Below are 25275 nucleotides of genomic sequence, written 5' to 3'. Positions count from 1 at the left end.
GCCTCCCCGCTAACGATCGTCGACGCCCTGGAGGCGCAACTCTCTCCTGGACATCTGACCGCCGTCGCGGAACTGCTGCTTGACCGTGTCGGGGCCAGCCAAGGCGCTCGTTGATGCCGGGGGTTGGAGGTAAGAGGCCCTTACCTTGAGGACGGCGTCGGCAGCCGTCCCGAACGCAAAAGAGGCCCTGTGCCAGCGGAACTGCGCTGGCACAGGGCCTCTGGGCATGCTGCTCGCTGATCGGGACTTGGAGTCAGACCCGGACGATGGGCTCCTTGAGGGTCAGGCTGGCCCCCTTCGGTGGCATCCGCTGCCTGTGCGTCGGGGACACCGACCGGGCCGAGGCGGGCTACCGGACGCGGCCGGGCCAGCGTTCGGCGAGGTCGTTGTCGCCCTGGACGTCGTAGCGGGCGATGATCCGCCAGGCTGTGTCGCACAGGTCGCGGGCGTAGCGCTCGCCGAAGGTCGGAAGGCCGCTACCGAAAAGCACGTACTCGCTGAGGTAGGACCACAAAGCCGGGCGGTCGCCGTCGAAGAACATCAGCAGGTGGTGACCGAAGCTGGCGACGGCGGCGGGGTTCTCGGCCTTGCGCAGGTGGGTGATGCCGGACTGCATCTTGGTGAGGATGTAGTCGAGGCCGACGGCGTTCGGATCGGCGTTTTCGAGCTTAACGATGCGCTCGGCGCCGTTGTTCACGGTGGCCCAGAAGGCGGTGTGGTCCCGGCCGGGGAGCATGGCGAGCAGCCGGGCGAGGTGGCGCAGGTCGGGGTCGGTGGTGAAGGCGTCGTTCACGGGTGTCCTTGTCGGTGGGATGGTTCAGCGAGCGAGGGGACGAAGCCGAAGGCGATCTGGCGCTGGAGGACTTGCTGGGCACGGCGAGCCGGTGGCCCGCCCGGTGCGGGCGGGCCACCGGTGATGGCGGTGGGTCAGTTCTGGAAGGTCTCGGTGCCCCACATGTCGGCCAGGCGCCCGTGGGAGGGGCGCCGCGCGTTGTGGGCCAGGTGCAGGCGCCAGGCGGTGGTGCGGATGTCGCGCAGGCACTCCAGGCCGGCCGCGCTCTCCTTGTCGTAGCCGAGGCCGCGGTTGACGACGTCGGCGACGGCCTGCTCCTCGCCGCCGAAGAACATCAGCACGTACTGGGCGAGCCATCCGGCCGACGCCTCGTAGTCGCTGCGGTTGCCCAGGCACTGCTGGATGTAGGGGCCGGTGTTGCCCAGGACGTAGGTGATGCGCTCGCGCTTCTGCTTCGGCGTCTCGTTCTCGCCGTCGGTTCCGGCGACGTCGAGGTCGATCCACCAGTCCTTGGCGTCCGGGCCGGGCAGCAGCGAGAGCAGGTCGAGCAGGTGGTCCAGATCAGTACGGTCCGTGCTCAATGGGTTCCCCTCCGTGGTGGTCTTGGTTCGCACCGTACGGGCCCCGGGATTGGGCCGGGGGGCTTTTGGTGATGTTCGTTCAGCTCGCTCCGCCGAGATCCGGCTGCTGCCGGGCGAGGGCGTCGTGCTGCTCGGGGTCCAGGCGCCACAGTCCGAGGCGCCCGGTGGCCGGGACCGGCCCGGGGAGCAGCTGGATGTCGGCCAGGCGCCAGTGGAACAGGCCGCTGTGGCCCCAGGGCCGGCAGCAGTCGCCGGTGTCCGGGTGGCAGTCGGTCAGGTTCGCGGTGGCGAGGATCGCGCCGCGGGTCGGGTGCGGTGCGTCCGGGCGGGCGAGGACGGCCTGGACGAGGGGGTCCGCTTGGCCCTCGCGGCTGGGGGTGCGGGCGGCGTGCAGGGCGATCGGGCCGCGATGGCTGGTGGGCCAGGACCGGTTCTCGATCTGCTTGTCTCCGGTGAGGATGCAGGCGAGCCAGGGCTGGCGGATCGTCAGGGCGGGAACGCTCACGCGATTGTCTCCGGTGTCGTGGGATGGGTACGGTCCCGGGCGGCCGGCGCTCCCTTTCGGAACGGCGGCCGCCCGGACGGGGCGCTGCTAGAACGGCGGTTCCTCGGAGTAGCCGGTCAGGACCTTGTGGTCCTGGTCGTCCTCGTCCTCGGGCTCGTCGTCGTAGTCGAGGTCCTTGTGGTCGATCGGGTCGGCGCCGTCGTCGGCTCCCTCCCACGGGTCGTACTCGTCGTCGTGCAGCGGGCGGCCGTCGGCCAGGCGCTCCAGGAACTGGGCGAGCTGGGTGACGGTGGTGACCACGGTCGGGGCTTCGCCGTCGGCGATCAGCTCGTAGTAGCGCGGCCGGCCCGCGTACTCGGCGGTGCCCGCGTCCTTGCCGGACGGCTGGTAGAGCAGCCGGGCGGAGGGCGTAAGTTCGCACGTGGCGGAGCCGTCGGCCGCGCCGAGCCAGTTCTCCGGCTTGGTGAGCGCTCCGCTGCTGAAGTCGAGGTGGATCGCCCCGGAGGCGGCCCTGGCGGCCGCGTTGGCGCTGGCGTCGGCGGAGATCTGCTCCGGCGAGGCGGCCAGCCGCGGGGCGGCGGGGAACCGCTCGATGCCGAGGTGGCGGCGCAGCGGGACCAGCACGTGGTGGGAGATCTGGTCGGTGAGGATGGCGGCGAGGGTGCCAGCGGCCAGGGCGAAGGTGATGCGGGTTTCGGTGGTGCGGGCCGTGAGGGCGCGGTAGGCGGTGAGGCCGGCGGCGGCTCCGGCGGCGACCGTGGCGGCCGAGTCGGCGGTGTCGACAATGGCGCGCAAGGTGCGGGTGCGCAGGTCAGTGGTCTGCTCGATGGTCACGGGGGTGTCCGTTCGTTCGGTGGTGCCGGGTCGGGGGGTGGGGTCAGCTGTTGGTGGGCCAGTAGCGGACCGGGCGGCGCAGGCGGTGGGCGTGGTCGATCTCGGCGCGGGTGCTGTCGCCGATGTAGCCGCCGGGGGCGACGACGAGGACCTCGTCGGCGAGGCGGATCTTGTCGCGGTGCAGCGCGTCCAGCTCCGGCTTGAGCTGCTCGCGGCTCGTCTCGTCGGCCCACAGGCCGTTCGGTGCCTTGAGGTTGCAGCCGGGGGCCAGGACGATGTGGCCCCGGGCGGTGAGTTCGGCGTTGGCCTGCGCCATCTCGGCCCAGAAGCGGGTGCTGCCGCAGATCGTGATGATGCGCCGGCCGCGGCGGGCCTGGCGGGTGCGCAGGTGCTCGACCTGGCGGTGGAGACGGTGGACGTCGTCGCGGACGGGCTGGAGGTCGAAGACGGTGATCGCGGTGGCGGCCGGGTCGTCGGGCGCCGCGGACTCCAAGTACCAGGCGCCGTCACCGGGCCAGTGGCTGACGTCGGTGCCGTCGGCGGGCTCGACGAAGACCGCCCACTTCTTGGCGGGTGGGTGGTTGAGGACCGTGAACAGCACGCCGGGGGTGGGGTCGTCGATGGCGTTGGCCCACTGCTCGGTGCTGCGGGCGATGCGGTTGGCGGTGGCCAGCAGGCGGCGCCGGTCGATGTCGTGGCCGAGCGCGACGTAGGCGGTGAGGCCGTCGTCCTCGTTCCCGAGCCACGTCACCGGCAGGCCGTAGGGCTGATCGAAGCCGTGCTCGGCGAGTTCGGTGGGGGTGGCGGTGGCGGGCTTCCAGACGGCCTCGATGACGTTGCCCAACTGGTCCACGGCCAGCTCGAAGTGCGGTGCGGTGCCGGTGTCGGTCACTGCGGTTCCCTCCGGGGTGTGTGATGAGGAGTGGGTGAGGTCCTGGTGGCGGCCCGCCAGGACGGCGGGCCGCCACCACGGGTCAGCAGTGCAGTTCCTTCCCGGTGTTAGGCGGCGAGAGTGTGGGCGGGGGTGGTCTGGCGGCGGCCGCGGCGGCCGCGGCCCTTGTCGGCGTACATCGCCTGGTCGGCGGCGTGCAGGAGCGCCGACAGGCCGAGGTCGGGGTGGTCGGGGGTGCGGGTGGCGGTGCCGATCGAGGCGCCGACGGCGAGGACCTGGCCGTCGTGCTCGACGGGCTGCTCAAGCAGGCCACGGAGCTTGGCGATCCGCTCGGGCAGGTCGGTGGAGTCGGTGTCGAGGACGGCGGTGAACTCGTCGCCGCCGAGTCGGCCACACGCGGCGGCAGGGCCGGCCCAGTCGGCGAGGCGGCGGCCGACGGCGGCCAGGACCGCATCGCCGGCCTGGTGGCCATAGGTGTCGTTGACCGCCTTGAAGTCGACCAGGTCCAACATCAGCGCAGCGGGCGCCGCTGCCGTGGTGAGCAGCTGCTCGGCGGCGGCGGTGAAGGCAGCGCGGGTGGGCAGGCCGGTGAGCGGATCGCGGCGCGCGGTCTCCAGGCGCCGGGCGAGGTCGTCGCGTTCGGCCAGCAGTGCCAGGGCGGCGGGCAGCAGGGCGGCGACGTCGCGGTGCAGGGTCCAGGCGGCGTCGATCGCCGGGTCGGAGTCCGGTCCGGGGCCGAGCGCGTGCTGGTAGCGGGCGAGGCTGGCCTGGGCGCGGGCTATCGCCTCGGGCAGGTCGGCGGTGATGGTTCCGGGCATGGCGGTGCTCCCCTCGATGGCGGGCGGTCAGGACTGCTTAGGCTGCAGGGCGATCAGGCGGCCGACGCGGACCTGGTGGTGACAGGCCCAGCCGCGGTGCGGATGGTCCGGGTCGACGGCGAGCACCACGTGCTGCTCGGTGGCGAGCGTCCAGGCCGCCCAGGGCAGGTCGATCACGTGCGGGCTGGAGGCGTTGACGCGGGTCGCGGTGGCGATGCGCAGCAGGAACAGCGCCATCCGCTGGCTGTAGGAGGCCGGGGACTCGCTCTTCGTGCGAGCCGGGGTGGAGGCGCTGGCGTAGTCGCCGAGCGGGCGGGTCGCGGTGCCGGCCGGGCCGTAGGGCCGTTGCTGGTGCAGGTCCCAGGCGGGGTCGAGCAGGTCGGCGTCGGGCGGGCAGTAGCCGATCACGGCCTCGCTGCCGCCGCCGGGCAGCGGCCGGGAGGTGTAGAGGAGGGCGTAGGCGCCCCAGTCGGGGCCGGCGCCGCCGCCGGTGCGGGACAGGGTGACCTGTCCCGCACCGGTGAGGTGGCCCGGCACTACGGTCGGGCGGGCGGCCATGGTCAGCCGGCGAGCGTGTCGGGGTGCGCGGCGTACCAGTCGCGCAGCACCGTCTGGGGGATGACGCCGCGGTCGGCGACCGGGCGGCCGGTCTGGTTGGCCCAGGCGCGGATCGTGTTGCGGACCGTCTTTTCGGCGGGCTGCGGCAGCTCAGCACCGCCGGCCGGGTTGGTCGGCGCCGAGGTGGTGGTCTTGCCGGCCTTGGCGTCGCGCAGGGCCTGCTCGGCGCGGGCCAGCTGCGCCTTGAGGGTGGCGACCTTGGCCTCGTGCGCGGCGACGGCCTGGTCGGCGGTGCGCTGCGCGGTGAGCTTCTCCAGCGCCTGGCGGGCCTGCTCGGCCAGGCGCTGGACCTTGGCCTGCGGGTGCTGGGCGGCCCAGGCGAGGAGCTCGTCCACGGCGGTGCCGAACTCCGATCCGGTCTCGGGGGCCGGGTGCTGGGCGGCGAGGGCCTGCAGCTCGTCCTCGGTCAGGCCGGTGGCGGCGAGGATCTTGAGCGGGCTGTCGCCCTTGGCGCGCATGGCGAGGGCGACCTCGCGGGTCACCGGGTCCACGGCCGCCAGGACGTCGGACGACTCGTCGGTGGTGGTGAGGGTGTCGGACACGGGGGTGCCTCCGTGGGTCTGGTCGGGACGGTCGGCGGTGCCGGCCTGGGTGGCGAGGTGCGGGCGCAGCGCTGCGAGGTCGTCCTCGCCGCGGGGCAGGCCGAGCGCGGTCAGGAGCAGGACCAGGTCCTCCTCGTCGCGGGCGCTGCGGGCGGTGCGCACCGCGGCGTCGGCGTCCTGCTGCGGCTCGGTGGGGGACAGGTCGATGCTTTCGGCGGCGATCATGACGGTGGCCGGGTTGGCGGTGTCGCTGGGCATCGGTCAGCCGATCGCGGTCGGCGCGGTGAGGAAGCGGACGTCCCAGGACGCCAGGGTGTAGAGGTGCAGGACCTCCAGGAGCAGTTCGTCGATCTCGCCGTCGCCGGTCGGGTCGTCCGGGTCGGACACGTAGAGGGTCGGCGGGCTGGTCAGGCGCAGGTGGATGGCCAGGCGGTGGGCGGGGGCGTCGTCGGGGTCGACGTCGTCGCGCAGCTCCCAGATCTGGCCGGGCGCGGCCAGGATGAGCGGGTCGCCGTCGGTGGCGCGCTCGCAGGCCAGGCGTAGCGCGACGGGCTCGGGCAGCAGGTCGTTGCGCTGGAGGGCGGTGGCGGCGCGGCGGATGATCTGAGCGGCCAGGTGCGGGCCGAGGATCAGGTCCAGCGGCACGGTGTGGTCGTGGTGGTCGGTGCTCATGCTGCGGTCCTCCTCGGGGCGGTGGTGCGCAGGGCGGCCAGGAGCTGGGCGCGGTGTTCGGCGGCGAGCGGGTCGGCGGCGACCGGACCGGGCTTGGTGGTGGGGGTGCGGCGGCGGGTGGGCGGGGCGGGGCACTGGGGGACGAGTTCGGCGGCCAGGCGCCGGTCGAGGTCCTCGGGCAGGTGGGTGCTCACCGCGGTCCCGCCTTCCTGGGGGTGACGGGGGCGAGCAGCAGCCGGTGGAGGAGGGAGGCGTCGTCGCGGGCGTGGCTGGCGGGCCGGCCGCATGACCAGCAGTCGGCCTCGGGCCCGGACCAGGCCACCGAGCAGGTGTCGCAGGCGTAGCGGGAGCGGTGAGGGCGGCGGGCGAGGCGGCCGATGGTGCGGATCGCGGTGGCGGCCTGGCGGCGCTGGTCGGCGGTGAGGGCGGAGGAGGGGAGGGTGTGGGTGAGGACGGCGGTCGCCATACTGGGGTGTCCTTCTGATCTCGTGTCGGAGGGTGGCCCGGGTTCGGCCGGTCGGCTGTGAGAGGCAGGGGTGGCCGGACCCGGGGAAGCCCGCGGCCCGCCTGATCCGTCAGGCGGGCCGCGGTGCTGTGGGTAGGGGCAGGTGTCAGCCCGGGTAGTCGTCCGCGCCGACGTACGGCGCCGCGCTGGCCCACGGGTCGTCGTCCGGCAGCGGGCGGGGCGCCGGCGGCAGGGTGGCGAGGCAGCGGTGCCGGTAGCCGCCCTCGAAGGTGTAGCCGCTGCCGCCGCACTCGCAGGTCTCGCCGTGGACGTGGTGGTAGCGGCCGATGGGGCAGTCGACGGGCTCCTGGTGGACCGGCACGAAGATTCCGTCGCCCTGGTCGTCCCAGGTCATGGTCTCCATCACCATCCCGGTTCCGCCGCACCCGCCGACGCAGTTCGCGTCGTGCGGCTCGTCCGGGCACGGGGAGCCGTCGTCGGCGTAGTCGACCTCGCCGAGGACGTCGGCGGCCCGGCGCAGCAACTGCTCGGCCTCGCCCATCTGGAGGGCGAGCCCGCAGTGGCCGGCGGCGCGCAGGTCGGCGGCCAGGTCGCGGACCAGGTCGCCGAGCAGGTGGGCCGGGGCCTGCTCCTGGAGGGCCTGGAGGACGTCGGCGGGGTCCGTCCAGTCGCCAGAGGCGAGCCAGTCGTGCAGGTGCCCGACGCCCTCGCGCAGCGGCGGGCAGGGCAGATCGCCCCACCGGTCCGCGCTCTCGTCCGGGACCGGGCCGGTGCTGGCCTGGCGCCGAAGGTGCAGCGTGATCCCCGCTGCGGCCAGCGCGGTGCCAGCCGCGGCGGTCAGGAGGGTGGTGCGCTTCATGCTTCTCCGATCCAGGCGCCGGTGGGGTCGTCGCTGACCGTCTGCGCCCCGGCTGCGGCGGGCGCGGCCGCCGTCCAGGGCAGGGCGAGGCCGTCGTGTGCGCGGCGGGGCACGAGGTGGATGTGCAGGTGCCGGACGGTCTGCGTGGCCTCGGTGCCGATGCTCGTGATGAGGTTCGCCGCTCCGGCGCTCTGGGCGAGCACGGCGGCCCGGCGCATCGTCAGGCCGGTGACCACCGGGTCGAAGGCCGCGTCGGGGACGTGGCAGGTCGGCAGGACGATGACGTGCCCGGCGGCGACCGGGTTCAGCGGGACGATCGCAAGCGTCTCCGGCCAGCGGCGCACGATCCGGGCGGGAGCCAGGCCCGCGCTGATCGCGCAGAACACGCATCCGCCGCCGGCGGTCTCCTTCGCGGTGGGGGCGGTCACCGGGCGCTCTCCTGGACGGGCAGGTGGGCGTGGCGGTGCGTCACGCTCACGGCGGCGCCGAGCGCCTCGCAGAGTTCACCGACCCTGCGGGCCAGGGTGACACTGCGGTGCCGACCGCCCCGGCAGTAGACGTGCAGGGCCACCGGCTGGCCGGGCAGGGCAGCGGCCTGAGCCAGGACGCGCAGCGCGGTGCGCTCGGCGATCTCGACGGCGCCGGGGGTGGCGAGCACGTAGTCGTAGACGACCTGGTCCAGCCCGGTGGAGGCGATCATCACCTCGCGCACCGCCGGGTCCTCCGGCGGGTTGCGCAGGGCGGTGGTCAGGTCGAGCGTCAGGGCGTCACCGGCGGGCGGGTCCTGGTGCAGGACGCCGTAGCTGGTGATCTCCACCCGGGTGTGCGGGGCGATCAGCGGCACGAGCAGCTCGGCGACCATCTGGACGTTGCCGCCGACCCAGCCCGTCAGGTCCCGGACGGTGCGGCCGGGGTAGTGCGCGAGGCTGGCCGCCGGGTCGGCGTGCTCGCCGGCGGTGCGCAGGTGGCCGATCGCGGCGGCCAGCTGGGCGATCAGCGGGGACTCGATCCGCTCCAGCCGCAGCAGTCGGCGGTCGCAGGACTCGGTGGTGGTGGCGCTGGTTTCGGAAGCCACGGTTCTCCGATCACAAGGAGTTGGGGTCCGGCCGGGCGGCCGCGCCGCTCGCCACGGCGCCCCGCCTGCCAGGCCTGGGCGGCCAGCAAGCGGGGCGCGGTGGCGGGCAGCGTCACTGCCCGGAGAACTCCGGTGCGTCAGTGGCCGGGGCGGGCCATCGAGCGGCAGGCCGCGGCGTGGCCGTTCGCGTCCTCGTGGGCCTTGTTCCGCTCGGTCGGCAGGTACGGGTCGCCGAAGGCGTTCACCGAGCCGCGGGTGTCGCAGCCCCGGCACGTCCAGGTGAAGCCGTCGACCTCGTACCAGCGGTCGCTGACGTAGGGGCGGCCCTGGGCGGTGTAGTTGGTGCGGAACCGGCGGGCCAGCAGGTCGACGTGAGCGCCGCCGACGGTCAGGTACCGGGCGAGGACGCCCTCGGGCCAGGCGGTGGCCCAGGTAGTGCTGGTGCTCATCGGGATTCCTTCCGGGTCTGTCGGTGGTGTTGGTCAGGCGAGGATGAGGGCGGCAGCGGCTTCCCAGCCGTGGTGCCAGGCCTGATCGAGCTCGAAAGATCCACAGATCGGGGTGAGGCGCTCGTAGAAGGCGCTCTTACCGGTGGCCTCGGCAAGACGGGCCAGCGGCCGGCGCCTGTCCGCGACGTAGTGCGTGGCGAACGAGACGGCCAGCGCGGCGGCGACGCGGCCCGGGTTGAGACGCAGGCCCAGTACGCGCGAGCCGACCAGGAGAGCGGCGGCCTGGGTGGCGGTGTAGGTCGCGCAGTGGTGGGCGCAGGCGAGTCGGCCTTCGCGGGTGCCGTGCACGGTCTCGGTGCCGGCCTGCTCGTCGCGGTCGATGACGGGGTTGGTGTCGGTGGCGCCCTTGATCCGGGCGCAGGTGTCGGTCTGGACCCACATGTCGCCGATCGCGGCGGCGGCGCGCAGGAGGGCGTAGCCGGTGGCGAAGCGGGCGGCGCGGTCGGTGGCGGTCACGGTGGTTCTCCGTCCGTTGCTGGTGTTGTCCGGCCGGGTGGCCGCGCCGCGCACCAGGGCGCCCCGCCGTCCGGCCGGGTGGGCCGAGCGGCGGGGCGCGAACTGGTGGGCAGCGTCAGTGCCCGGATCGGGTCAGCTGGCGAGGTGCCACAGGAAGAGGGCGACCAGGCCGAGGAGGACGAGCAGGATTCGCGGGTCGATGCCGCGGGAGCCTTCGAGGTCCTTGATCTCGGCGTAGATGGCGTTGACCTCCTTGGTCATGCCGTGGGCCGCGGTGCCGGGCGGCAGGTTGCCCAGGACGGCGGCGCGTTCGGCCATGAGGGCGCGCAGTTCGGCGAGGCGGGCGTCGCGGGATATGGCCCAGGTCATTGCGGGTTGTTCCTCTCGGTCAGGTCGATGCGGGGGTGTCGGCGGTGCGGGCCGGGGCCGCGCGGCTGGCGGCCCCGGCAGGTGTCGGTGGGTCAGTTCTGGTCGGTGTCGCCGCCTGTGAGGCGGCGGCCGTTGATGTCGACCTGCAGGCGCTGGACGTCCACGACCACGGCCTCGATCCGCGGCTCGGGCACCTGGACGGTGACCGGGATGACCGGCGCCGGCATCGGGGCCGGGGCCGGGGCGGTGGCGGGCGCGGTGGGCGCGGGCTGGTTGACGACGGTGAGGTGGGTGGTGATCCAGCTGCCGGTCAGGGCCAGGGCGGCGAGCACGGCCCAGGCGAGCGCGGCCAGGCCGGCGGCGACCGGCCGGGCCTGGGCGTTGGTGCCGGACCAGACCATGGCGACGGTCAGCGCGCCGAAGACCACGGCACCGAGCTGGACACCGACGGTGGCGCCCCGGCGCAGGGCCCGGATCAGGATGAGCACCCCGGCCACGGCCCAGGCGGTGTAGAGGGTGCGGGGCCCGGCCGCCAGTCCCGTGCTGTGCTGCGCCAGGTAGGCGTGGATCGGGCTGTTGATCGTGTTCCACAGCCGTTCCGCGGGGATGGTGGAGTGTTCGGGCTGGGTGATCCAGCGCAGGGCGTGCAGCACGTACGGGCCGAGGCTGAGGACCAGCACGGTCAGGATGAGCAGCGAGAAGATCGAGAGCACGACGGCCGCACGCGGGTCCAGCTCGTCGTAGGCGGCGCGCAGCCGGTTGGGGTGCGGGGCGTTCCTCAGGTCGGGCTCCTCGGTGTCGGGCTGCTGAGCGGTGGTGAAGCACTGCTGGGACATCGCTGGCTCCTTGTCAGGACGAGCTGGCCGATGGTGGTCGGGACGGAACGGCTGGGCGGTCAGGAAGCGGTGAGGGCGGCGAGCTGGTCGCGTTCGGCTTCGGTGAGGTCGGAGCAAGGCAGGCAGCTGCCGAGGGTCTTGAGTGGCAGGCAGTGGTCGTAGCGGGTGCGGCACACCGGGCAGGTCTGCCGCTTGGCCATCGCCCGGTCCAGGGCGGCGGCCCGGCGCGGCGTCATCGGTCGCACGGGCAGCGCCTGGTCGACGCGGTACAGGAACCCGACGCGCTTGCCGCGCCGGCACACCACCTGGGCGGCGACGTCCTGCCCGCCCGGGCGAAGGCCCATCTCGCGCAGCTGGCGCCGGGTGGCCAGGACCGCCTTGGCCGGGCCCTTGCGCCAGGGGTAGGTCGGCGTGCCGCCGTGCCGCTCGCCGGTCGGATCGAGGTCGGATGCGCGCACTGACGGGTCCTCCGGTCAGTCGCGATTCTCGACGCAGGGCTTGCAGTTCAGCGGCTGCGGCTCCTCGCTCTCCCAGTCGGGGTAGTAGAGGTGGCGGGAGCAGAAGTAGCCGCCGCAGCCGTCCTCGGGCGCGCCCGGCTCAGAGCCGCAAAGCTGGTCCAGGCCGCGGTCGATCTGCTCGGTGCAGCCGTCCTGCTCGCAGACGGCCTCGACGGCGTAGCCGGCCTCGATCTCGATGCCGTCATGGCGGGTGACGGTGTAGTAGGCGTAGCCCATCGGTTCCTCCAGGGCGGGGTCGGGTTGCGGCCGGTCGGCCGGCCCCGTCCCCGGACACACGCCGCCCACCCGGCCGGAGTACGGCGGGGTGGGCGGCATGCGGGCCGGAGGTGAGACCGGTCGACCGGATCAGCAGCTGAGTGCGATGTCCTGGGCCGCGGGCTCGGCGACGTTGATGCAGTTGTTCGCCTTGGCGAGGAAGGCGTGCTGGACGGGTCCGGGCTCGGCGGTCAGCGCGTCGTTGAGGTAGCGCGCGGCCTGGTGGAGCTCCTCGGCGTAGTCGAAGTACGGGTCGACGGGGATGCGGTCGAGGTAGTCGGCGGCCTCCTCGACGAGCTCGGTGAAGCGCTCGGGGGTGAAGCCCTCCTCGGGGACCTGCAGGGGGCCGTTGTCCCCGCCGGCGAGGTAGGCGACGTCCTCGGAGTAGCGGCGGATGAGAGTGGCGAAGGTGACGTCCACGACTGGGTGTCCTCTCGACTGGGGTTGCGGCCGGTCGGCCGGCCCCGACCCCGGACGCAGCGCCGCCCACCCGGCCGGAGTGCGGCGGGTGGGCAGCGTGCGGGCCGGAGGCGAGACCGGTCGGCCGGATCAGGACCCGGTCGCGGCAGTGCGCAGCCGGTCGGCTTCCGCGGCAGCGGCTTCATGGAGTGCCCGGACCAGGGGGCCTGCAGTGCACCAGACCGGTTCCGGGTCCGAGTCGGGGGCCGGCGGCTCTTCACCGGCGGGCAGGTAGACGCTGGGCAGGTCGTCGTCCTCCCACAGCGGGGCGGGGCGGCGGTTGAGGAACTGGAGCAGGCGGGCGAAGCGCTGTCGCACGGGGCGTCTCCTTCGGTCGGTGCCGGGTGGGCTCAGCCGTTGTGGTTGGTGATGGAGCCGCGCCAGCCGGCGGACTGGCGGCCGATGTTGGTCTGGTGGGTGCGGTGGACCAGGGCCAGGACGGTGCCGGTCGCGGTGGCGCCGTCGCCGGCGGCCGTGGCGGAGGCTCCGCTGCCGCTGGTGGCGCCGGAGGTGACGGCGCGCAGCTTGCCGAGCAGCGCGGCCGCGCCGATGACGACGGCGCCGACCAGGACGGCGGCCCACTTGAGGACCTCGCCGAGCTTGTCGGCGTGCGGGGCGACCTCGGCGACGGCGGCGCCGAGCACCCACACCGCGCCGCTGGCCGCGAGCGCCGTGAGCGAGCCGACGAGCAGGTACTGGCGCACCGCCAGCGGCATGCCCTGCTCGGCCGCCAGCGGCGCCGCGGCGGCCGGGGCCGGCTGCGGCTGGGGCTGCGCGGCGGCCGCGATGGCGAGCGGGTTGTGGACCGGCACCGCGACGGCCTCGCCGCCGACGATGGCGGGCACGAACTCGGGCCCGTCCGGGGCGGGGCGCAGCGGGACGGCGAGGATCTGGCCGTCGAGGATGACCGGGGTGTAGCCGGTCTCCAGGATGTTGATCTGGGGGTCCGCCGCCCGGTCGGCGGCGGTGTGCGGGGCGTTGGCGGGGGTGTTCACCGGGGGCTCCTTCGGGGGCTGTGTGCGGGGCGGGGAAGCGGGGTGTGGGGGCGGCTCGGCGCCTTCCAGGGCCGCCGGGCCCGGCCCGGTGGCGGGCGGGTCCGGCGGCCCCGGGAGAGGCCGGGAGAGGGCGTGTGGGGCCGGGTCAGCGGGTGGCGGGCGCCCAGGTGCGGAACGCCCGGGCGGGGGCGGCCGCGTGCGGGGCGAGGGTGCCCATGCCCGGGCCGTACTGGGGGTTGAGGTGGATCCGGGTGGCTCGCTTGAGGCGGTGGGTGATCTCGGCGCCGTCGATCAGCCGCACCGACCAGGTCGCCACCCGCAGCGCCACGCCGACGGTGCGGCCCGTCATGCAGATGGCGTGGGCCAGGCGGGCGATCTCCTCGTCGGCGGCGATCTCCGGCCAGTCGGTGAGGGTCAGGGTGATCAGCGGCCGGTCGGTGGTGGGCTTATAGGGCAGGTCGGGGTCCGTGCTGGGGCGGCGCCGGCCGATGGTGTCGAAGACGTCGCCGAGCATCTCGAGGGCCTGGCCGCGGCTGGTGGCGGTGCGCACGCCGTGGTCGGCCTGGCCGGTGGTGGCGAAGCCGTAGGCGACGGCGCGGCCGTTGACGAGTCGGGAGTCGATCAGGGGCGTGGCGTGCTCGGCGGCGGCCAGGTGGTCGAGCAGGGTGCTGGTGCCGGAGCCGGTGGGCGCGGCGATCAGGGTGTGGACGGCGCCGTACTGGTTCCACAGCGGCAGCAGCGCGGCGGTGCCGTCCGGGCGGTGCCCGATCGCGACGGTGCCCTTCGCGGCGTCGATGAGCCGGTCGGCCGGCGGCCGGGGCACCGGGTCGGCCAGGAGGGCGGCCTCCTCGTGCTGCAGGGCCAGGTCGGCGTAGCGGGCGGCGGCGTGGGTGGAGGTCATGGCGGAAGTTCCCTTCGAAGACGGGCCGGTGCGGTTGGCGGTGAGTCAGGATTCGGTGCGGATCACGCTGACGCGGCCGATGCCGACGAGCTCGCGCAGCAGGCGCGCGACCTCCGGCCGGTCCAACACGTCGCTGGTGAGCAGCGGCGCGGCCTCGTCGACGACGAGCACGACGGGGGGCCGGCCGGGCGGGAGCTGCGGGCGGATGGGAGCTGCGGGCAGGGCCGCGTGACGCAGGCCGACGATCGCCTGGGCGGCCGTCAGCATGGCGGTGGCGTCGGCGTACCGGTCGTCGCGGCCGACGGCGGGGAGCTCGGGCACGGCGGGCGCAGCGGGCTCGGCGCCCCGGGTGGCGGGGCCTGCGGCGCGGGCCGCCGCCTCGGCCTGGAGGATCAGGTGCAGGCTGGTCTTGCCGCTGGTGGTGGTGCCGGCGATGAGCGGGTGGCGGATGTCCATGGCGTTCGTCTCCTTCGCGGAGTGGGTGGTGCCCGCCGCCCCGGGGTTGGGGCGGCGGGCGGGGTGGGTGAGGGTGGGTCAGGCGGCGGCAAGGGCGGTGAGGGAGCCCCAGGCGCCGTGGCCGAGGTCGATGACCTCGCCCTTCTCGGCGGCGCGCTTGAGGGTGGAGGAGACGGTGGACAGCGGCATCTTGAGCTGGGCGGCGATGATGCCGGTGGTGGCCTGCTCCTCGCGCTCGAGGAAGGCGAGGATCGCCTTCTTCTTGTCACCGCGCACCGGGGCGCTGCCGGTGGTGACCGTGGTGGTGACCAGCTGGTCGAAGGAGGTGGCCGGGGCGGACAGCTTGTCGAAGGACACCTTCGCCGCAGCGACCGTGCCGGCGCCGCTGCCCTTCTTCTGCGGCCGGCTCTTCCCGGCCGGCTTGGCGTCGGCCACCGTCTCCTCCTGCGGCTCGTCGGTGACGCCCGGCACCGCCGGGAGCTCGCCGCGCCGACGGGCCGCCAGGCGGTCGCGCCACTCGGTGTAGAGCGGGCCGATCTCCTCGGCGGCCTCGGCGGAGACGACCGCCGGGGTGCCGCGCTTGGCCCACCGGGTGGCGATCCCCGACCGCTCGGGGGCCCAGCCGCGGAACATCGCGGCCCGCTCCTCGACGCCCTTGAGGTAGCCCATGCCGGAGGTCGGCACGCCCGGCTCGTCGGGCCACACCGCCGGGATGTCGTTCGGGTCGGCGGGCAGGTTGATCACGTATCCGGCGGAGCGCTCGGTGGTGCGGAACGCGATGTTGTTGCCCGCGGTCAGCGGCTGGCGCAGCTTCGGCGTCCCCAGCGAGTCGAGGGTGGGCAGGTGGGTGACCAGGCGCAGCTTGATGCCGACCTTGCGGCCCAGGATCGCGATGCGCACCGCGTAGTCCAGGGCCTCGGGGTAGTTGCCCCAGACGTCCTGCCACTCGTCGATGGTCACCGAGATGAGCGGCTCCTCCGGGGTGGGGGACCAGTCGGTGTCGCCGAACATCAGGTCGCCGTCCTCGTCGTACCAGACGGTCAGGGCGGAGGCCTTGGAGCGGCGGGTGAGCTCGGCGTCGGCGGCGATCAGCATGCCCATGCACTCGTCCACGCCGGGGGCGAAGTAGGACAGGTAGTCCTGCCAGAACCCGAAGGACTTGCCTTCCTGCGGGTCCCCGCCCCAGCTGGTGACCAGGCCGGAGTGCCGCTCGATGGCGAACAGCGAGCGCAGCAGCGCACTCTTGCCGGAGCCGGTCGCACCCGAGATGTGGGTGTGGACCGCGCCCCAGCCGGGCCGCCACATCTGGTACTGGGCGGGGCCACCGTCGATGTGCAGGCCGAGCCGGGCGATGCCGGTCTTCACGTCCAGGGCCTCGGGCCCGGGGAAGACCGGCACGTTCTTGAGCGGGTTCTTGTCGTAGACCAGCAGCTTGGCCTTGTCGGCCGCACCGCCCGGCACGCCGTCGACCGCGATGGAGGAGATCGGCAGCCCGTAGGCGGAGGCGATCATCGTGGTGGCGGAGATCGCGGTCGCGGTGGTCTGCCGGCCGCCGTCCAGCTCGATCACCGCCTCCCACGCCCCGTCGCCGGTGTCGACCGGGTCCGTGAGGGTCGAGCCGGGCAGCGCGCCGCGGCTGGCGCCGACCTTCTCCGCCCAGCGGGCGATCCGCGCCTCCTGGTCGAGCGGGACGTCCTCGGTGGTGGCGCGGATCCGGCGCCGCCACCACCACGGGATCGCGGTGGCCGGGGTGAGCGCCAGCCACCACCAGCCCGTCATCGGCGCCTCGAAGGGGCCGCAGTGCGTGATCGGCATCGCGGTCAGCAGCAGTCCGCAGGCCGTGGCGGCCGCCGAGGTGCGCACCAGCTCGGCGCGGCGCATCGGCCGGTCCGGCGGGGTCGGCAGCGCCCGGTGCCGGTGCAGGAACCTGCCGGTGCGCCCGGTGTAGGGCTTCTTCGCCCGCCAGGCCCGGGCCGCGAACACGGCGGCGGGCAGGGCGGCGTCGGCGGCCAGGGCGCCGACGATCCCGTGCGGGGCGTTGGTGAGGGCCTGGCCGTAGCCGGCCAGGACGACGGAGGCGGCCAGCGGAGGCAGGTGGCGCCGGTTGCGGTGCAGGCGCCGCCAGGCGCCGCGCGCGAGCCGGCTTCTCAGCGGTGCGCCCTGCTCGGCGGCGGTGTCCGTCCCGGTCGGGGCGGGGGTGCGCTTCATCGTGTGCGGGTTCCTTCCGGGTTCAGTGGGCGAGCAGAACGGCGAGCAGGACGATGACCGGCCCGAACATGCCGAGCGGGTAGATCAGGTCCATGGGGTCGCGGCGCATCGGCCATCTCCCTTTCGTTCGGCGGGTGCGGGTACCGGTTGTGGCACCTCGGCCGGGCACCAGGCCGCCCGCCCCACCTGGCTGGTGGAGCGGGCGGCGAGTTGGTGCCCGACCGGGGCGGCGCAGCCGTGTCAGAGCCGGTTGTTGTAGGCCTCGCGCTTGGCGGCCGGCACCGGTGCGGAGGCGACCGCCCGGTCGTAGCCGCCGTGGCGCCGCTCGATGGCCAGGCCGGCCTGGCGGGCCATGCCGTTCAGCTCGATCGCGCTGTTCGCGGCGGCCGCCACCGCGGTGGCCTGGCCGACGAGGGCAGCACCGACCTGCTGGAAGTCGTTCAAGGTCAGCGGGTCGAAGCCGAGCTCACGAATGGCGTGGTAGTTGCGCTCCGCCTCGCGGACCTTGAAGTTGACCCGCGCGAACCGCTCGCGGGCGGCGACCTCCTCGGCGGCCGTGGCGGCTGCGAGGGCTGCCAGGCCGTCCTGGATCTGGCCGTAGGTGATCTCTGCCATGCGGGGGTGGCCCCTTCTTCGAAGTGGTGACGGGAGGTCAGGCTGCTGGTCAGTCGCCGTAGGTGGTGGTCTCGGCCATGTCGACCTCCGACTGGTTGCGGGCCTCCTGCATGCCGCCGTGGCGGGCCCACACGTTGGCCGACGACTGGGCAGCGTTGCGCTCGGCGAGGTCGGAGGTGCGCAGGTCCTCCTCCCGGGTGGCCTTCAGTTCGGTGAGCTTCTCCACGATCGCGGCGAGCTCGGCGAGCGTCGCCTTGTCGTACTTGGCGGCCGTCGCGGCGTTCAGGGCGTGCTCGGCCTTGGAGCGCAGCTCGGTCAGGCGGGTGATCGCGGCGGTGGCGTCGTCCTTCTCCATCCGGGCCCAGCGCGCCAGCTGCGCCAGGTACTTCATCAGGGACTCGACGCCGTTCACCTCGGTGACCAGCGTGGTGGCGGTGGGCAGGTTGGTCATGGTGCTCCTCGGTGCGGTGGCGGTTGCGGTCCCGCCGCCACCAGCGGCGGGCTCGGCGTCCTTGACGATCCGCAGCGGCGGGTAATCCGCTCCAGCCGCGGGCGGGACCGCCCCGGCCGCGTCGGCCGGCGCGGCCGGAGCCGGGACGACCGGCGCGGCCGGGGCCGGAGCAGCAGGCGCGGTAGCCGGGGGCGGGGCGGTGGGCGGTGCCGACGAAGCCGGAGCCGGGGTCGGCGGCGGCGGGTCGGTGTGGACGTGGACGTGGACGGTGGCGTCGGCCTTCGCGGCGGCGTCGGCCGCCTCCTTCGCCTTCGCGTCGGCGATCGTCTCGGCGCTCGGCGCCTTCGGGCCGGAGGTGTTGACGACCTCGTCCTCGACGATCTCCGCGTCGACGATCCCGTCCTCGTCCGGCTCCGGCTGCCCGGCCGCCTTGGCTGCCTTGGCGGCCTCCTTGGCCGTCTTCCGCTCGGCCTGGTCGGCCTTCACCTTCGCGCGGCGCTCGGCGATGGCCGTCTTGGTCTCCGGCCATGCCTTGCGCCAGCCCTCCTTCGCGCCGGAGGTGAAGGTGTAGACGCGGGCGACCGAGTTGATCGCACCCTGGGCGATCTTCTTGCCCGTCTCGGTCCGGTCGATCGGCTTCGGCGGCTTGGGGGTCTTGGTGTGCTGCGCCGCGGTCTCGCGCCCGGCGGTGACCCCGCCGCCGAGCGCGTACGCGAGCGCCATCATGATCAGCAGTTCCATGGAGGGTGCTCCTCTTTCACTGCATGCCGAAGGCGGAGGCCACCAGGTGGCCGACGAAGTGGGCGATGGCGCTGATCGCGGCGGCCGCGCCCTCGCCGACCTTGCCGGGGATCGCCGTCACGAAGAACGGCATCGACGCGGCGAGCGCCAGGGTGCGCGGGGTGCACCGGTCGTCGCGGATGTCGATCAGCAGGACCACCGCCGCACCCAGCGACACCAGCCAGCCCAGCCCGACACCGACCCAGTCGGTCATCAGGCCGGCGACCGCGTTGTTGGCCCAGGTCGTCGCCGTCGAGATCAGGTGCCCGAGGCCGGTGCCAGCCAGGCCCACCCCGCCCGCGGTGAACATCGCGATGTGCAGCCGGGGCATCTCCAGCTTCGCCAGCGCGCCGTTCAGCGCTCCGGTCACCCCGCCACCGGAGCGGCCGGCGCCGCCGCGGTGGCGCCGGCCCATGCCGGCGGTGACGGTCTGCCCGCCGTTGGCGAGCACCTGCATCGCCACGGACAGGGCCATGCTCGCGACGCCGACTCCGGCGCCGACAACAGCCTCGATGACAGCCATGATCGGTCCCCTCCCAAGGGGTGTTGTGGATCACCAAACAGGGGTCGTGGGCCGCCTGGTGACGGCCCGGAAGATCGGGTGCGGCCGCCGTGGGCGGCGACTTGCGGTTACGCATAGTGGGCGGGTACTCTCGCGCGCGCCCGTGCGCCCGCCTACGCGTTAGGTGCGGGCAGATACGCGTACGTTGCGTAGGTGGATGCGTAATTCGCATCCACCCGCCCGAACGCGGTTACTTGCTGTGACGCTTCGCCAGGGCCATCGACAGGCTCTGCAGGGCGGTGGCGAGCTGCATCCACTCGCCGTCCTGGGCCGCCTCGGGCAGCCGGCTGATCGTCGATCGCAGGATGTTCCACTCGGCTGCCGCGGCCCCCTTCGGGCCGTCGGCCGCCGCCTCGCTGCGCAGTCGCGCGGCGTGCGCGCCGACCCGCTGGGCCCGCTGCTCGCTGCGCTTCTCGGTCCGCTCGCGCCGCCAGGCCGGCGGCTGGGCGGTGCTGCTCACCGGTTCCTCCTCTGGTCTTCCTTGCCGGCCGGACGGCCGTGACCGCCCCCGCACCCACCCTTCGTCGGGTGGTCGGGGACGGCTACGAACAGCCGGACGTGACTGCGGTGGTGACGTGCTGTTTCGCCGCGCGGGGCGCGCGTGGCGTGGTTGGATGAAGGCCCGGACGGGGGCGACATCAACGCCCCCGTCCGGCCTGACGACCGGCCACCGCCGGGGTACCCGGCGCTCTTCAGGGCCGGTAGCCCTTGGTGAGCAGGTCCGCGGCCTCCTGGCGGTACTCGGAGGCGGTGGCGGAGGAGGAGACCGCCAGCTCGCTCATGATCTCCGCGAGCGGCAGCTGCTCGGCATCCTGCTCGGGCGTGGCCAGGATCATCCGGGCGACCTTGCGCACCGCCCGCTCGCGCGGCTTCAGCTTGGCGACGTCCTCCGCTTCGACCGCGCGCCGCTCGATTTCGGCGACGGCCCGCCGCGTTTCGGCAGCAGCCCGCTCGGCTTCGGCAGCGGCCTTCTTCGACTCCTCGATGGCGGCGAGAGCGGCCTCTCGGCGCGCCTCCTCCTCCGCTGTCTTGCGGTTCGCTTCGGCGACGGCCCGCCGTGTTTCGGCGGCGGCCTTCTCCTTTTCGGCAGCAGCCGCATCCGCTTCGGCCGTGGCCCGGCGGGCCACGGCGATCGTCTGCGTGTCGATCGCCTGGGCCTCCGCGGCGGCGACCTTGTCGGCCTCCGCCGCCGCCCGCCGCTCCTCGGCCGCGGCCCGCTCCAGCTTGGCCGCCTCCAGGTCGGTGTCGGCCTTCGCCTTGCGCTCGATCGCCTCCTGGTGCTCGGCGGCCGCGGTGCGGGCGCGGGCCTCGGCCATGACCGCCGTCTCCAGCGCCTGCTCCTCCAGCGCGGCGGCCCGCTCGGCCGCCGTGACCTGCGCCCTGGCGTGGGCGCGGGCCTGCCCGGTCTCACCCTCGACCTGGGCGCGCACCGTCTCGACCTGGCCATCGGCGCGCAGCGCCTCGGCCTGCGCGTTCGCCTCGGCGAGCTTCCGGCGGGTCTCGGCCTCCAGGCGCCGGCGCTCGGCAGCCTCTTCGCGCTCGGCTGCCGCCTGCTCCTGCTCGTCCGGCATCGCGAGCGCCTGGGCGACGGTGTAGCCGTAGCGGGCCATCGTCATCGGCAGCAGCTCGTCCTCGGTGGCTTTGCCCAGGTCACCGCCGTGCTTGCGCTTGAGCCACAGCTCGTAGGCAATGAGCTCCTGGTCGCGGCGGACCATCTCCGGGTAGGAGGTGATGCCGTACAGCCGCATCCGGCGGTAGAACCTCGGGGTGTCCCGCGGGGCGAGCAGCCAGCGGTGCAGCGGCACCCGGTCGGCAGCGGTCCCGGCCTCCAGCCTGGCCTTCTGGATGACCAGGCGGCGGCCGGCCTCAACCCCGATGACGAACAGGAACGGCATCGCACCGTGCGCCACCGCCCGCACCGGATCGGCCTGGATCGAGCCCTGCGAGCTGGCGTTCAGCCAGATCGTCACACCGGTCATCGTGTGGGCGGCCAGGCGCAGCACCGGCCAGGCGGTGCCCTTGCGGACCAGGTACAGGTCCAGGGCCAGGAACGCCACGATGCTCGCGTCCACGCCGACCGGGAACCACGGTGCGAGCTGCGCGCTGAAGCCCCAGGAGTTGAGGGCGACGCCGGACAGCGTGTCGTAGGACATCGCGAATCCGATGGCGCCCACCAGGATCCCGCCGACGGCCGCCACACTCGTCAGGGCGAACATGAGGATCTTCATCGCGCGGCCGGCGCCGGGTGCTCCCGAAGCGGCCGGGGCCGCTTCCGAAACGGTGTCGGGCGCCTCCGAAACGAACTCGGGCGTTGCCGAAGCGGGCCCCGGCGGGAGCGAAACGAAGCCCAGCGGGGACGGGTCGGGATCGGTCGGGGCCGCGTTGCGCGGCCAGTCGGTGATGGTCACGGTGGCCTCCAGAAGGCTCGTTCAAGGTGATGCCGAAACGGCGGCCGGTGCTCCCGAAACGCGATCACGCGCTTCCGAAACCGGCCGCCGCTGCGGGCGAAGAGGAGGCAGCCGGGCCCGAAACGCGGCCTCGGTCAGCTGCGGACGCCGGCTTTCCCGGCGGCGGTCCCGGTCGGGATTGCCCGGCAGACGGCGGCGTGCTCGTTGGCCCACCGGCGACCGTCTTTCATCCGGAAGGCGCCACTGGCCTCGTCGCCACACGTCAGGCACTGGTAGCCATAGATGGGATGGCGGTCGTACCGGTCCTCGTCCGGTACGGCAAGCAGTGTGACCAGACCGCCGCCCAGGGTGCGGAAGGCCATCACCGCGTGCTCGGGCAGGGCCGGGTCGGCCGGCTGACTGGCCCGCGCCTGTTCCAGTTCGGCGCGCAGTTCGGTGATCGTGCGGTTCTGGTCGGCGAGCCGCTCGCTCGCGTCCTTCAGCAGGAGACGGGTCACGGCCTCACTGGCCTTCGTCTTGGCAACGAGACTCTGTCCGGAGTCAGACTGCGCGGTCTGGAGGTCGGCGCGCGCGGAGTGCGACTCCAGGTCGCGGGTCCGCAGCTCCTCCCGGGCGTCCTCCAACTGAAGGTTGGGGGCCGCGAGGGCGGTCTCGGCCTGGAGGGCACGGTCGCGCAGCTGGGCGATCCTGCCGGTGGTCGTGATGGTGAGCACGGTGCGTTCCCCTTCGGTTGTTGGTGTGGCGGCCAGCGCCTTCATCGCGCCGACGTCGGACGTGCAGATGTCGGAGGGACCGGTCAGGAACCGGCCTCCGGGGCGGTGTCGTCGAGGCCGTCGTCGGCCTGCGAGGTGAAGGTGGTGGACAGGGCGGCGAAGGTGGCCGCCACCGCCAGCAGCGGGTGGCGCACGGCGTAGAACTCGTCGGGTTCGATGTCGACCGGAGTGCTCACGACGCACCCCCGGTACGGGTACCGTGGGACATGCGGTTCGCTCCTCTACAAGCGGATCGCGCGAGAGGCCCGCGGCGAACGGGCCTCTTTTTCTTGCTGGAGCCGCCGACCGGCAGGCTCTCCGGCCTGTCCGGACCAGGTCCGGACAGGCCGGAGAACCAGCGGCCCCGCCCCGGAGGCGGTGTTCGCCTGGGGTGGGGCCGCTGGGTGAGCGGATGTCGGGCACGGGTGGTCAGGCGGTGCGGGCGCGGTTGCGGGCGGCGCGGCGCTTCATCGCCCGCCGCTCGTCCTCGCTCATGCCGCCCCAGACGCCGGCGTCCTGGCCGGTCTCCAAGGCCCACTGGAGGCACTGCTCCATGACCGGGCAGCGCCTGCACACGGCCTTCGCCTCCTCGATCTGCAGCAGGGCCGGGCCGGTGTTCCCGATCGGGAAGAACAGCTCCGGGTCCTCTTCGCGGCACACCGCGCGGTGGCGCCAGTCCATGGCTCTGTCTCCTTCTGCGTCGTGGTGCGGGTCAGGCGATCTGGGCGGTGTGGGCGAGCCGCTGGAACGCGGCGATCGTGTCCGGGTGCGCGATCTCGTCCAGGAGGTGAAGCTGCTCGCGGAAGGCGCCCGTACTGACGGTGAGCGGGCACACGGCCGTCTCGGCGGGGCGCACGCTCTTGAGCCACGCGACCGTGCTGGCGTGGTGGGCGTGGGTGTGATGGGCCCAGACCGTCACGGCGGCGGGGCCGTCGATGACCACGTCGCGCCCGTGGTCCCAGGCGGTGCAGTGCTGGCGGATCCGGTCCTCGCCGAGGGTGCGCACGGTGATCTGCCAGGCCGGCCAGCCCTCGCGCGGGCCCGGGTCGATCGCCAGGACCTCGTAGGGGGTGTCGCTGACGTAGGGGCCCCGGTAGATGCCGCCGACGCGACGCGGGCCGATCTGCCAGGCGATCCAGCGGCGGTAGCTGGCGGCGTCGTAGTACGCGCGGCGGGCGGGGGAAGAGGTACGGGCGCGGTGCTTCATGATGTGGCCTCCGGCCGGGGAAGTTCACGGAGCGCCGCTGCGCCCCGGGCTGAGGTCCGGGGCGCAGCGGGCGCGGGGGGAGGGGCGGTCGGTCAGCCGGCTGCGGGGATGCGGCAGCGGATGAGCTTGCCGATCGGCGAGGGCTTGACGGTCCAGCCGGGGGCGAGGATGTCGAGGAGGACCAGGCCGCGGCCGGTCTCCGCCTCGTCGCTGTCGGGGGCGGTGCCGGTGCGGCGCGGGCCGGCGCCGAAGAGCGGGTCGTGGACGGTGACGACCGCGTCGTGCTCGGCGCGGTGGACCTCCACGACCAGCGGGACGTGCGCCCCGCAGGCGCGAACCGCGTTGCCGATCAGCTCAGACAGGACCAGCTGCGCGTCCCGCGCGGTGTCCAGGTCGACGCCGTGGGCGACCAGGACGGTCAGGGCCAGGGCCCGGACGGTGTGCACGGTGTCCTGGTCGGCCGTCAGGTGGGCGGTGATCCCGCCGAGGCGCTGGCGCAGGAACAGGCCCGGCCGGGGCGCGGGCAGCACGGGGTCGTGGGTGGTCAGGCCGGGCGCGGTGCCGGTGCCGAAGGTCGTGGTGGTCATCGCCGACCCCCGCCCTGGCGGACCCGGCGCAGCGCCTCGTCCATGTCCGGGTCGCTGTCCCCCGCGGCCGGGTTCAGCTCGGGGCGTGCAATCATGGTGTGCAGCACAGTCGTTGCCTCTCTGCTAGGCGCGACGATGACGGCCCCGGGATCGCCTTCCCGGGGCCGTCGCTGTTGGTGGGAGCAGCTCCTGCCGTCCCCCCGCCGTCGCCGCACCGGGGGTCCGGGGCGGCGGCGACGGGCAGCGGCGCAGGAGAACGCTGGCGGATCAGGCGTGGACGGGGGCCGGGGTGCCGGAGGCGTAGAGCATCGGCCGGCGGAACACCCAGCGCGGTCCGGACCGCAGCGGGCTGCGCGCGGCGACCAGCCGGTCCTCGGCGGGCGTGCGGCGCTCGTCGGTACGGGGCTGCTCGGCGTCGGCGTTCTTCTTCACCTTCGGGGTGCTGATCTCGATGAGCTGCTCGAGCAGGGCGCGGGGAACGATGGCGTAGCGCACGGGGATCTCCTGGGATGCGAAGCGGCGGCCCGGAGAGTTCCGGGCCGCCGCGGTTGGCTGGTGAGGGTGATTCAGTTCTGGAAGCGGGCCTGGCCCAGTGGTGTCAGGCGACGGACGCCTGGGCGGTGCCGTTGCCCGCCGACTTGCGGACCTTGTGCAGCGGGCTCGCCTCGCGGATCGCCTGGGCGGTGCGCGCCTTGGCGAGCGCCTGGGACTGCTCCTGGGTGTTGCGCTGCTCGGTCGGCACGCTGGCGCCGCGGATCGGACCGATGGCGCCCTTCAGCGGCTCCGCCCGCCGGTCGTTCGTGTCCTTGACGTGGGGCTGCAGCTTCTCCCACTGCTCGGTGCGCTCGCTCGCCGTGAGCTCGACGGTGGGCCGGGGGGTGGCCATGAGGTGGACCGGGCCGGGCACGGCGGGCAGTGGCTTGAAGTGCTGGCGGGCCGCGCGGCGAGTCTGCGCGGGCAGCGCCTCCAGCTGCTGGCGCCGACGGCGGGCCAGCCACTGCTCCGGCGTGATGTCGATCTGGACCTGCTGGTTGCCGCCGGGGCAACTCTCTCCGTTGCCGAGTCCGTGCTGGATCACCTTGAGGTCGGTCTTGCCGACGATGCGGTGCCAGCTGTTGCACTTCCGGCAGACGATGGAGATCTGCAGGCCGGGCAGCATGTCGATGTCGGCCGGGTTGAGCTTGCTGAGCTGGAGGGGCTCGCGGTTGTAGGCGCGGCGGGAGCGGGTGCGGTAGGTCGACATCGGGGTCCTCCCGGGGAAGGTCGAGGGGGAGAAGGGCGAGAGGTTGCTGCTCT

The 25275-nt window shown here is 73.9% G+C and carries 38 protein-coding genes; all 38 read right to left on the bottom strand.

What is annotated here, in order from left to right:
- Positions 1-349: 349 nt before the first annotated feature.
- Entirely contained in the window at positions 350-793 is a 444-nt protein-coding gene (locus tag ACSMTC_RS40475) for a hypothetical protein (protein ID WP_436565137.1), read from the bottom strand.
- Positions 794-927: 134 nt separating this feature from the next.
- A complete protein-coding gene (locus tag ACSMTC_RS40470) occupies positions 928-1374 on the bottom strand; it encodes a hypothetical protein (RefSeq protein WP_436565136.1) in 447 nt (148 codons plus the stop codon).
- Positions 1375-1453: 79 nt separating this feature from the next.
- Positions 1454-1879 carry an ASCH domain-containing protein gene (locus ACSMTC_RS40465; RefSeq protein WP_436565135.1) on the bottom strand — a complete coding sequence of 142 codons (426 nt, stop codon included), beginning with the start codon at positions 1877-1879 and terminating at the stop codon, positions 1454-1456.
- A gap of 87 nt (positions 1880-1966) precedes the next feature.
- Positions 1967-2713: a hypothetical protein gene (locus ACSMTC_RS40460; RefSeq protein ID WP_436565134.1), complete on the bottom strand. Its 747-nt coding sequence runs from the start codon at positions 2711-2713 to the stop codon at positions 1967-1969.
- A gap of 43 nt (positions 2714-2756) precedes the next feature.
- A complete protein-coding gene (locus ACSMTC_RS40455; protein ID WP_436565133.1) occupies positions 2757-3605 on the bottom strand; it encodes a hypothetical protein in 849 nt (282 codons plus the stop codon).
- Between the two features lie 107 nt (positions 3606-3712).
- A complete protein-coding gene (locus ACSMTC_RS40450; RefSeq protein ID WP_436565132.1) occupies positions 3713-4423 on the bottom strand; it encodes a GGDEF domain-containing protein in 711 nt (236 codons plus the stop codon).
- A 27-nt stretch (positions 4424-4450) separates the two neighbouring features.
- Positions 4451-4981 (bottom strand): hypothetical protein, encoded by a 531-nt coding sequence (locus ACSMTC_RS40445; RefSeq protein ID WP_436565131.1) that lies wholly within the window; start codon positions 4979-4981, stop codon positions 4451-4453.
- 2 nt (positions 4982-4983) lie between these two features.
- Positions 4984-5841, bottom strand: a complete 858-nt coding sequence (locus ACSMTC_RS40440) for an Lsr2 family DNA-binding protein (protein ID WP_436565130.1) — start codon at positions 5839-5841, stop codon at positions 4984-4986.
- Positions 5842-5844: 3 nt separating this feature from the next.
- Positions 5845-6255 (bottom strand): hypothetical protein, encoded by a 411-nt coding sequence (locus ACSMTC_RS40435; RefSeq protein WP_436565129.1) that lies wholly within the window; start codon positions 6253-6255, stop codon positions 5845-5847.
- The gene (locus ACSMTC_RS40430; RefSeq protein ID WP_436565128.1) at positions 6252-6449 is read right to left on the bottom strand and encodes a hypothetical protein; all 198 of its coding nucleotides are present in this window, start codon (positions 6447-6449) and stop codon (positions 6252-6254) included. The genes ACSMTC_RS40435 and ACSMTC_RS40430 overlap by 4 nt, the downstream gene beginning before the upstream one ends.
- Entirely contained in the window at positions 6446-6721 is a 276-nt protein-coding gene (locus ACSMTC_RS40425) for a hypothetical protein (RefSeq protein ID WP_436565127.1), read from the bottom strand. Before ACSMTC_RS40425 ends, ACSMTC_RS40430 begins: the two co-directional genes overlap by 4 nt.
- Positions 6722-6866: 145 nt before the next feature.
- Positions 6867-7580 carry a hypothetical protein gene (locus ACSMTC_RS40420; protein WP_436565126.1) on the bottom strand — a complete coding sequence of 238 codons (714 nt, stop codon included), beginning with the start codon at positions 7578-7580 and terminating at the stop codon, positions 6867-6869.
- A complete protein-coding gene (locus tag ACSMTC_RS40415; protein ID WP_436565125.1) occupies positions 7577-8008 on the bottom strand; it encodes an HIT family protein in 432 nt (143 codons plus the stop codon). Before ACSMTC_RS40415 ends, ACSMTC_RS40420 begins: the two co-directional genes overlap by 4 nt.
- Positions 8005-8655, bottom strand: a complete 651-nt coding sequence (locus tag ACSMTC_RS40410) for a RapZ C-terminal domain-containing protein (protein ID WP_436565124.1) — start codon at positions 8653-8655, stop codon at positions 8005-8007. The genes ACSMTC_RS40415 and ACSMTC_RS40410 overlap by 4 nt, the downstream gene beginning before the upstream one ends.
- 137 nt (positions 8656-8792) lie before the next feature.
- Positions 8793-9104 carry a hypothetical protein gene (locus tag ACSMTC_RS40405; protein WP_436565123.1) on the bottom strand — a complete coding sequence of 104 codons (312 nt, stop codon included), beginning with the start codon at positions 9102-9104 and terminating at the stop codon, positions 8793-8795.
- 33 nt (positions 9105-9137) lie between these two features.
- Positions 9138-9620 (bottom strand): hypothetical protein, encoded by a 483-nt coding sequence (locus tag ACSMTC_RS40400; RefSeq protein WP_436565122.1) that lies wholly within the window; start codon positions 9618-9620, stop codon positions 9138-9140.
- A gap of 132 nt (positions 9621-9752) precedes the next feature.
- Positions 9753-9989 carry a hypothetical protein gene (locus ACSMTC_RS40395; protein WP_436565121.1) on the bottom strand — a complete coding sequence of 79 codons (237 nt, stop codon included), beginning with the start codon at positions 9987-9989 and terminating at the stop codon, positions 9753-9755.
- Positions 9990-10081: 92 nt separating this feature from the next.
- Complete coding sequence (locus tag ACSMTC_RS40390; protein WP_436565120.1) at positions 10082-10825, bottom strand: hypothetical protein; 744 nt, start codon at positions 10823-10825, stop codon at positions 10082-10084.
- A gap of 59 nt (positions 10826-10884) precedes the next feature.
- A complete protein-coding gene (locus ACSMTC_RS40385; protein WP_436565119.1) occupies positions 10885-11283 on the bottom strand; it encodes an RRQRL motif-containing zinc-binding protein in 399 nt (132 codons plus the stop codon).
- Between the two features lie 15 nt (positions 11284-11298).
- On the bottom strand, positions 11299-11658 hold the full coding sequence (locus ACSMTC_RS40380) for a hypothetical protein (protein WP_436565118.1): 360 nt from the start codon (positions 11656-11658) through the stop codon (positions 11299-11301).
- 30 nt (positions 11659-11688) lie between these two features.
- Positions 11689-12018 carry a hypothetical protein gene (locus ACSMTC_RS40375; RefSeq protein WP_436565117.1) on the bottom strand — a complete coding sequence of 110 codons (330 nt, stop codon included), beginning with the start codon at positions 12016-12018 and terminating at the stop codon, positions 11689-11691.
- A gap of 129 nt (positions 12019-12147) precedes the next feature.
- Positions 12148-12375, bottom strand: a complete 228-nt coding sequence (locus tag ACSMTC_RS40370; RefSeq protein ID WP_436565116.1) for a hypothetical protein — start codon at positions 12373-12375, stop codon at positions 12148-12150.
- A gap of 32 nt (positions 12376-12407) precedes the next feature.
- Positions 12408-13052 (bottom strand): hypothetical protein, encoded by a 645-nt coding sequence (locus ACSMTC_RS40365; protein ID WP_436565115.1) that lies wholly within the window; start codon positions 13050-13052, stop codon positions 12408-12410.
- A 145-nt stretch (positions 13053-13197) separates the two neighbouring features.
- Positions 13198-13953 carry a hypothetical protein gene (locus ACSMTC_RS40360; RefSeq protein ID WP_436565114.1) on the bottom strand — a complete coding sequence of 252 codons (756 nt, stop codon included), beginning with the start codon at positions 13951-13953 and terminating at the stop codon, positions 13198-13200.
- A 45-nt stretch (positions 13954-13998) separates the two neighbouring features.
- Positions 13999-14409, bottom strand: coding sequence for a hypothetical protein (locus ACSMTC_RS40355; protein WP_436565113.1), 411 nt, complete (start codon positions 14407-14409; stop codon positions 13999-14001).
- Between the two features lie 78 nt (positions 14410-14487).
- Positions 14488-16617, bottom strand: a complete 2130-nt coding sequence (locus tag ACSMTC_RS40350) for a helix-turn-helix domain-containing protein (protein WP_436565112.1) — start codon at positions 16615-16617, stop codon at positions 14488-14490.
- Between the two features lie 240 nt (positions 16618-16857).
- Entirely contained in the window at positions 16858-17232 is a 375-nt protein-coding gene (locus ACSMTC_RS40345) for a hypothetical protein (RefSeq protein ID WP_436565111.1), read from the bottom strand.
- A 49-nt stretch (positions 17233-17281) separates the two neighbouring features.
- The gene (locus tag ACSMTC_RS40340; RefSeq protein WP_436565110.1) at positions 17282-18424 is read right to left on the bottom strand and encodes a hypothetical protein; all 1143 of its coding nucleotides are present in this window, start codon (positions 18422-18424) and stop codon (positions 17282-17284) included.
- 16 nt (positions 18425-18440) lie between these two features.
- Positions 18441-18986 carry a hypothetical protein gene (locus ACSMTC_RS40335; RefSeq protein ID WP_436565109.1) on the bottom strand — a complete coding sequence of 182 codons (546 nt, stop codon included), beginning with the start codon at positions 18984-18986 and terminating at the stop codon, positions 18441-18443.
- Positions 18987-19215: 229 nt separating this feature from the next.
- The gene (locus ACSMTC_RS40330; RefSeq protein WP_436565108.1) at positions 19216-19485 is read right to left on the bottom strand and encodes a hypothetical protein; all 270 of its coding nucleotides are present in this window, start codon (positions 19483-19485) and stop codon (positions 19216-19218) included.
- Between the two features lie 232 nt (positions 19486-19717).
- Positions 19718-21433, bottom strand: coding sequence for a DUF2637 domain-containing protein (locus ACSMTC_RS40325; protein ID WP_436565107.1), 1716 nt, complete (start codon positions 21431-21433; stop codon positions 19718-19720).
- A 134-nt stretch (positions 21434-21567) separates the two neighbouring features.
- Entirely contained in the window at positions 21568-22146 is a 579-nt protein-coding gene (locus ACSMTC_RS40320; RefSeq protein ID WP_436565106.1) for a hypothetical protein, read from the bottom strand.
- A gap of 83 nt (positions 22147-22229) precedes the next feature.
- A complete protein-coding gene (locus tag ACSMTC_RS40315) occupies positions 22230-22382 on the bottom strand; it encodes a hypothetical protein (RefSeq protein WP_436565105.1) in 153 nt (50 codons plus the stop codon).
- 232 nt (positions 22383-22614) lie between these two features.
- Positions 22615-22866 carry a WhiB family transcriptional regulator gene (locus ACSMTC_RS40310; protein WP_014138019.1) on the bottom strand — a complete coding sequence of 84 codons (252 nt, stop codon included), beginning with the start codon at positions 22864-22866 and terminating at the stop codon, positions 22615-22617.
- A 31-nt stretch (positions 22867-22897) separates the two neighbouring features.
- On the bottom strand, positions 22898-23392 hold the full coding sequence (locus tag ACSMTC_RS40305; RefSeq protein WP_436565104.1) for a hypothetical protein: 495 nt from the start codon (positions 23390-23392) through the stop codon (positions 22898-22900).
- Positions 23393-23484: 92 nt separating this feature from the next.
- Positions 23485-23979: an ATP-binding protein gene (locus ACSMTC_RS40300; protein WP_436565103.1), complete on the bottom strand. Its 495-nt coding sequence runs from the start codon at positions 23977-23979 to the stop codon at positions 23485-23487.
- A gap of 267 nt (positions 23980-24246) precedes the next feature.
- A complete protein-coding gene (locus ACSMTC_RS40295; RefSeq protein ID WP_436565102.1) occupies positions 24247-24474 on the bottom strand; it encodes a hypothetical protein in 228 nt (75 codons plus the stop codon).
- Positions 24475-24577: 103 nt separating this feature from the next.
- Positions 24578-25222: a hypothetical protein gene (locus tag ACSMTC_RS40290; protein ID WP_436565101.1), complete on the bottom strand. Its 645-nt coding sequence runs from the start codon at positions 25220-25222 to the stop codon at positions 24578-24580.
- Positions 25223-25275 lie beyond the last annotated feature (53 nt).

Source organism: Kitasatospora sp. HPM-01-4 (assembly GCF_051374625.1).
Classification (GTDB): Bacteria; Actinomycetota; Actinomycetes; order Streptomycetales; family Streptomycetaceae; genus Kitasatospora.
The sequence above is the reverse complement of the archived record's forward strand: the minus strand, read 5'-3'. Positions and strand labels throughout refer to the sequence as shown.

Bases quoted from the DNA above. Each gene is read 5' to 3' on its own strand.
- ACSMTC_RS40445 (WP_436565131.1), bottom strand. From the start codon at position 4,981: ATGGCCGCCCGCCCGACCGTAGTGCCGGGCCACCTCACCGGTGCGGGA.
- ACSMTC_RS40420 (WP_436565126.1), bottom strand. From the start codon at position 7,580: ATGAAGCGCACCACCCTCCTGACCGCCGCGGCTGGCACCGCGCTGGCC.
- ACSMTC_RS40360 (WP_436565114.1), bottom strand. From the start codon at position 13,953: ATGACCTCCACCCACGCCGCCGCCCGCTACGCCGACCTGGCCCTGCAG.
- ACSMTC_RS40290 (WP_436565101.1), bottom strand. From the start codon at position 25,222: ATGTCGACCTACCGCACCCGCTCCCGCCGCGCCTACAACCGCGAGCCC.
- ACSMTC_RS40300 (WP_436565103.1), bottom strand. From the start codon at position 23,979: ATGACCACCACGACCTTCGGCACCGGCACCGCGCCCGGCCTGACCACC.
- ACSMTC_RS40335 (WP_436565109.1), bottom strand. From the start codon at position 18,986: ATGGCTGTCATCGAGGCTGTTGTCGGCGCCGGAGTCGGCGTCGCGAGC.
- ACSMTC_RS40380 (WP_436565118.1), bottom strand. From the start codon at position 11,658: ATGCCGCCCACCCCGCCGTACTCCGGCCGGGTGGGCGGCGTGTGTCCG.
- ACSMTC_RS40345 (WP_436565111.1), bottom strand. From the start codon at position 17,232: ATGGCAGAGATCACCTACGGCCAGATCCAGGACGGCCTGGCAGCCCTC.
- ACSMTC_RS40305 (WP_436565104.1), bottom strand. From the start codon at position 23,392: ATGAAGCACCGCGCCCGTACCTCTTCCCCCGCCCGCCGCGCGTACTAC.
- ACSMTC_RS40425 (WP_436565127.1), bottom strand. From the start codon at position 6,721: ATGGCGACCGCCGTCCTCACCCACACCCTCCCCTCCTCCGCCCTCACC.
- ACSMTC_RS40340 (WP_436565110.1), bottom strand. From the start codon at position 18,424: ATGGAACTGCTGATCATGATGGCGCTCGCGTACGCGCTCGGCGGCGGG.
- ACSMTC_RS40355 (WP_436565113.1), bottom strand. From the start codon at position 14,409: ATGGACATCCGCCACCCGCTCATCGCCGGCACCACCACCAGCGGCAAG.
- ACSMTC_RS40350 (WP_436565112.1), bottom strand. From the start codon at position 16,617: ATGAAGCGCACCCCCGCCCCGACCGGGACGGACACCGCCGCCGAGCAG.
- ACSMTC_RS40405 (WP_436565123.1), bottom strand. From the start codon at position 9,104: ATGAGCACCAGCACTACCTGGGCCACCGCCTGGCCCGAGGGCGTCCTC.
- ACSMTC_RS40390 (WP_436565120.1), bottom strand. From the start codon at position 10,825: ATGTCCCAGCAGTGCTTCACCACCGCTCAGCAGCCCGACACCGAGGAG.
- ACSMTC_RS40440 (WP_436565130.1), bottom strand. From the start codon at position 5,841: ATGCCCAGCGACACCGCCAACCCGGCCACCGTCATGATCGCCGCCGAA.
- ACSMTC_RS40435 (WP_436565129.1), bottom strand. From the start codon at position 6,255: ATGAGCACCGACCACCACGACCACACCGTGCCGCTGGACCTGATCCTC.
- ACSMTC_RS40310 (WP_014138019.1), bottom strand. From the start codon at position 22,866: ATGGACTGGCGCCACCGCGCGGTGTGCCGCGAAGAGGACCCGGAGCTG.
- ACSMTC_RS40395 (WP_436565121.1), bottom strand. From the start codon at position 9,989: ATGACCTGGGCCATATCCCGCGACGCCCGCCTCGCCGAACTGCGCGCC.
- ACSMTC_RS40450 (WP_436565132.1), bottom strand. From the start codon at position 4,423: ATGCCCGGAACCATCACCGCCGACCTGCCCGAGGCGATAGCCCGCGCC.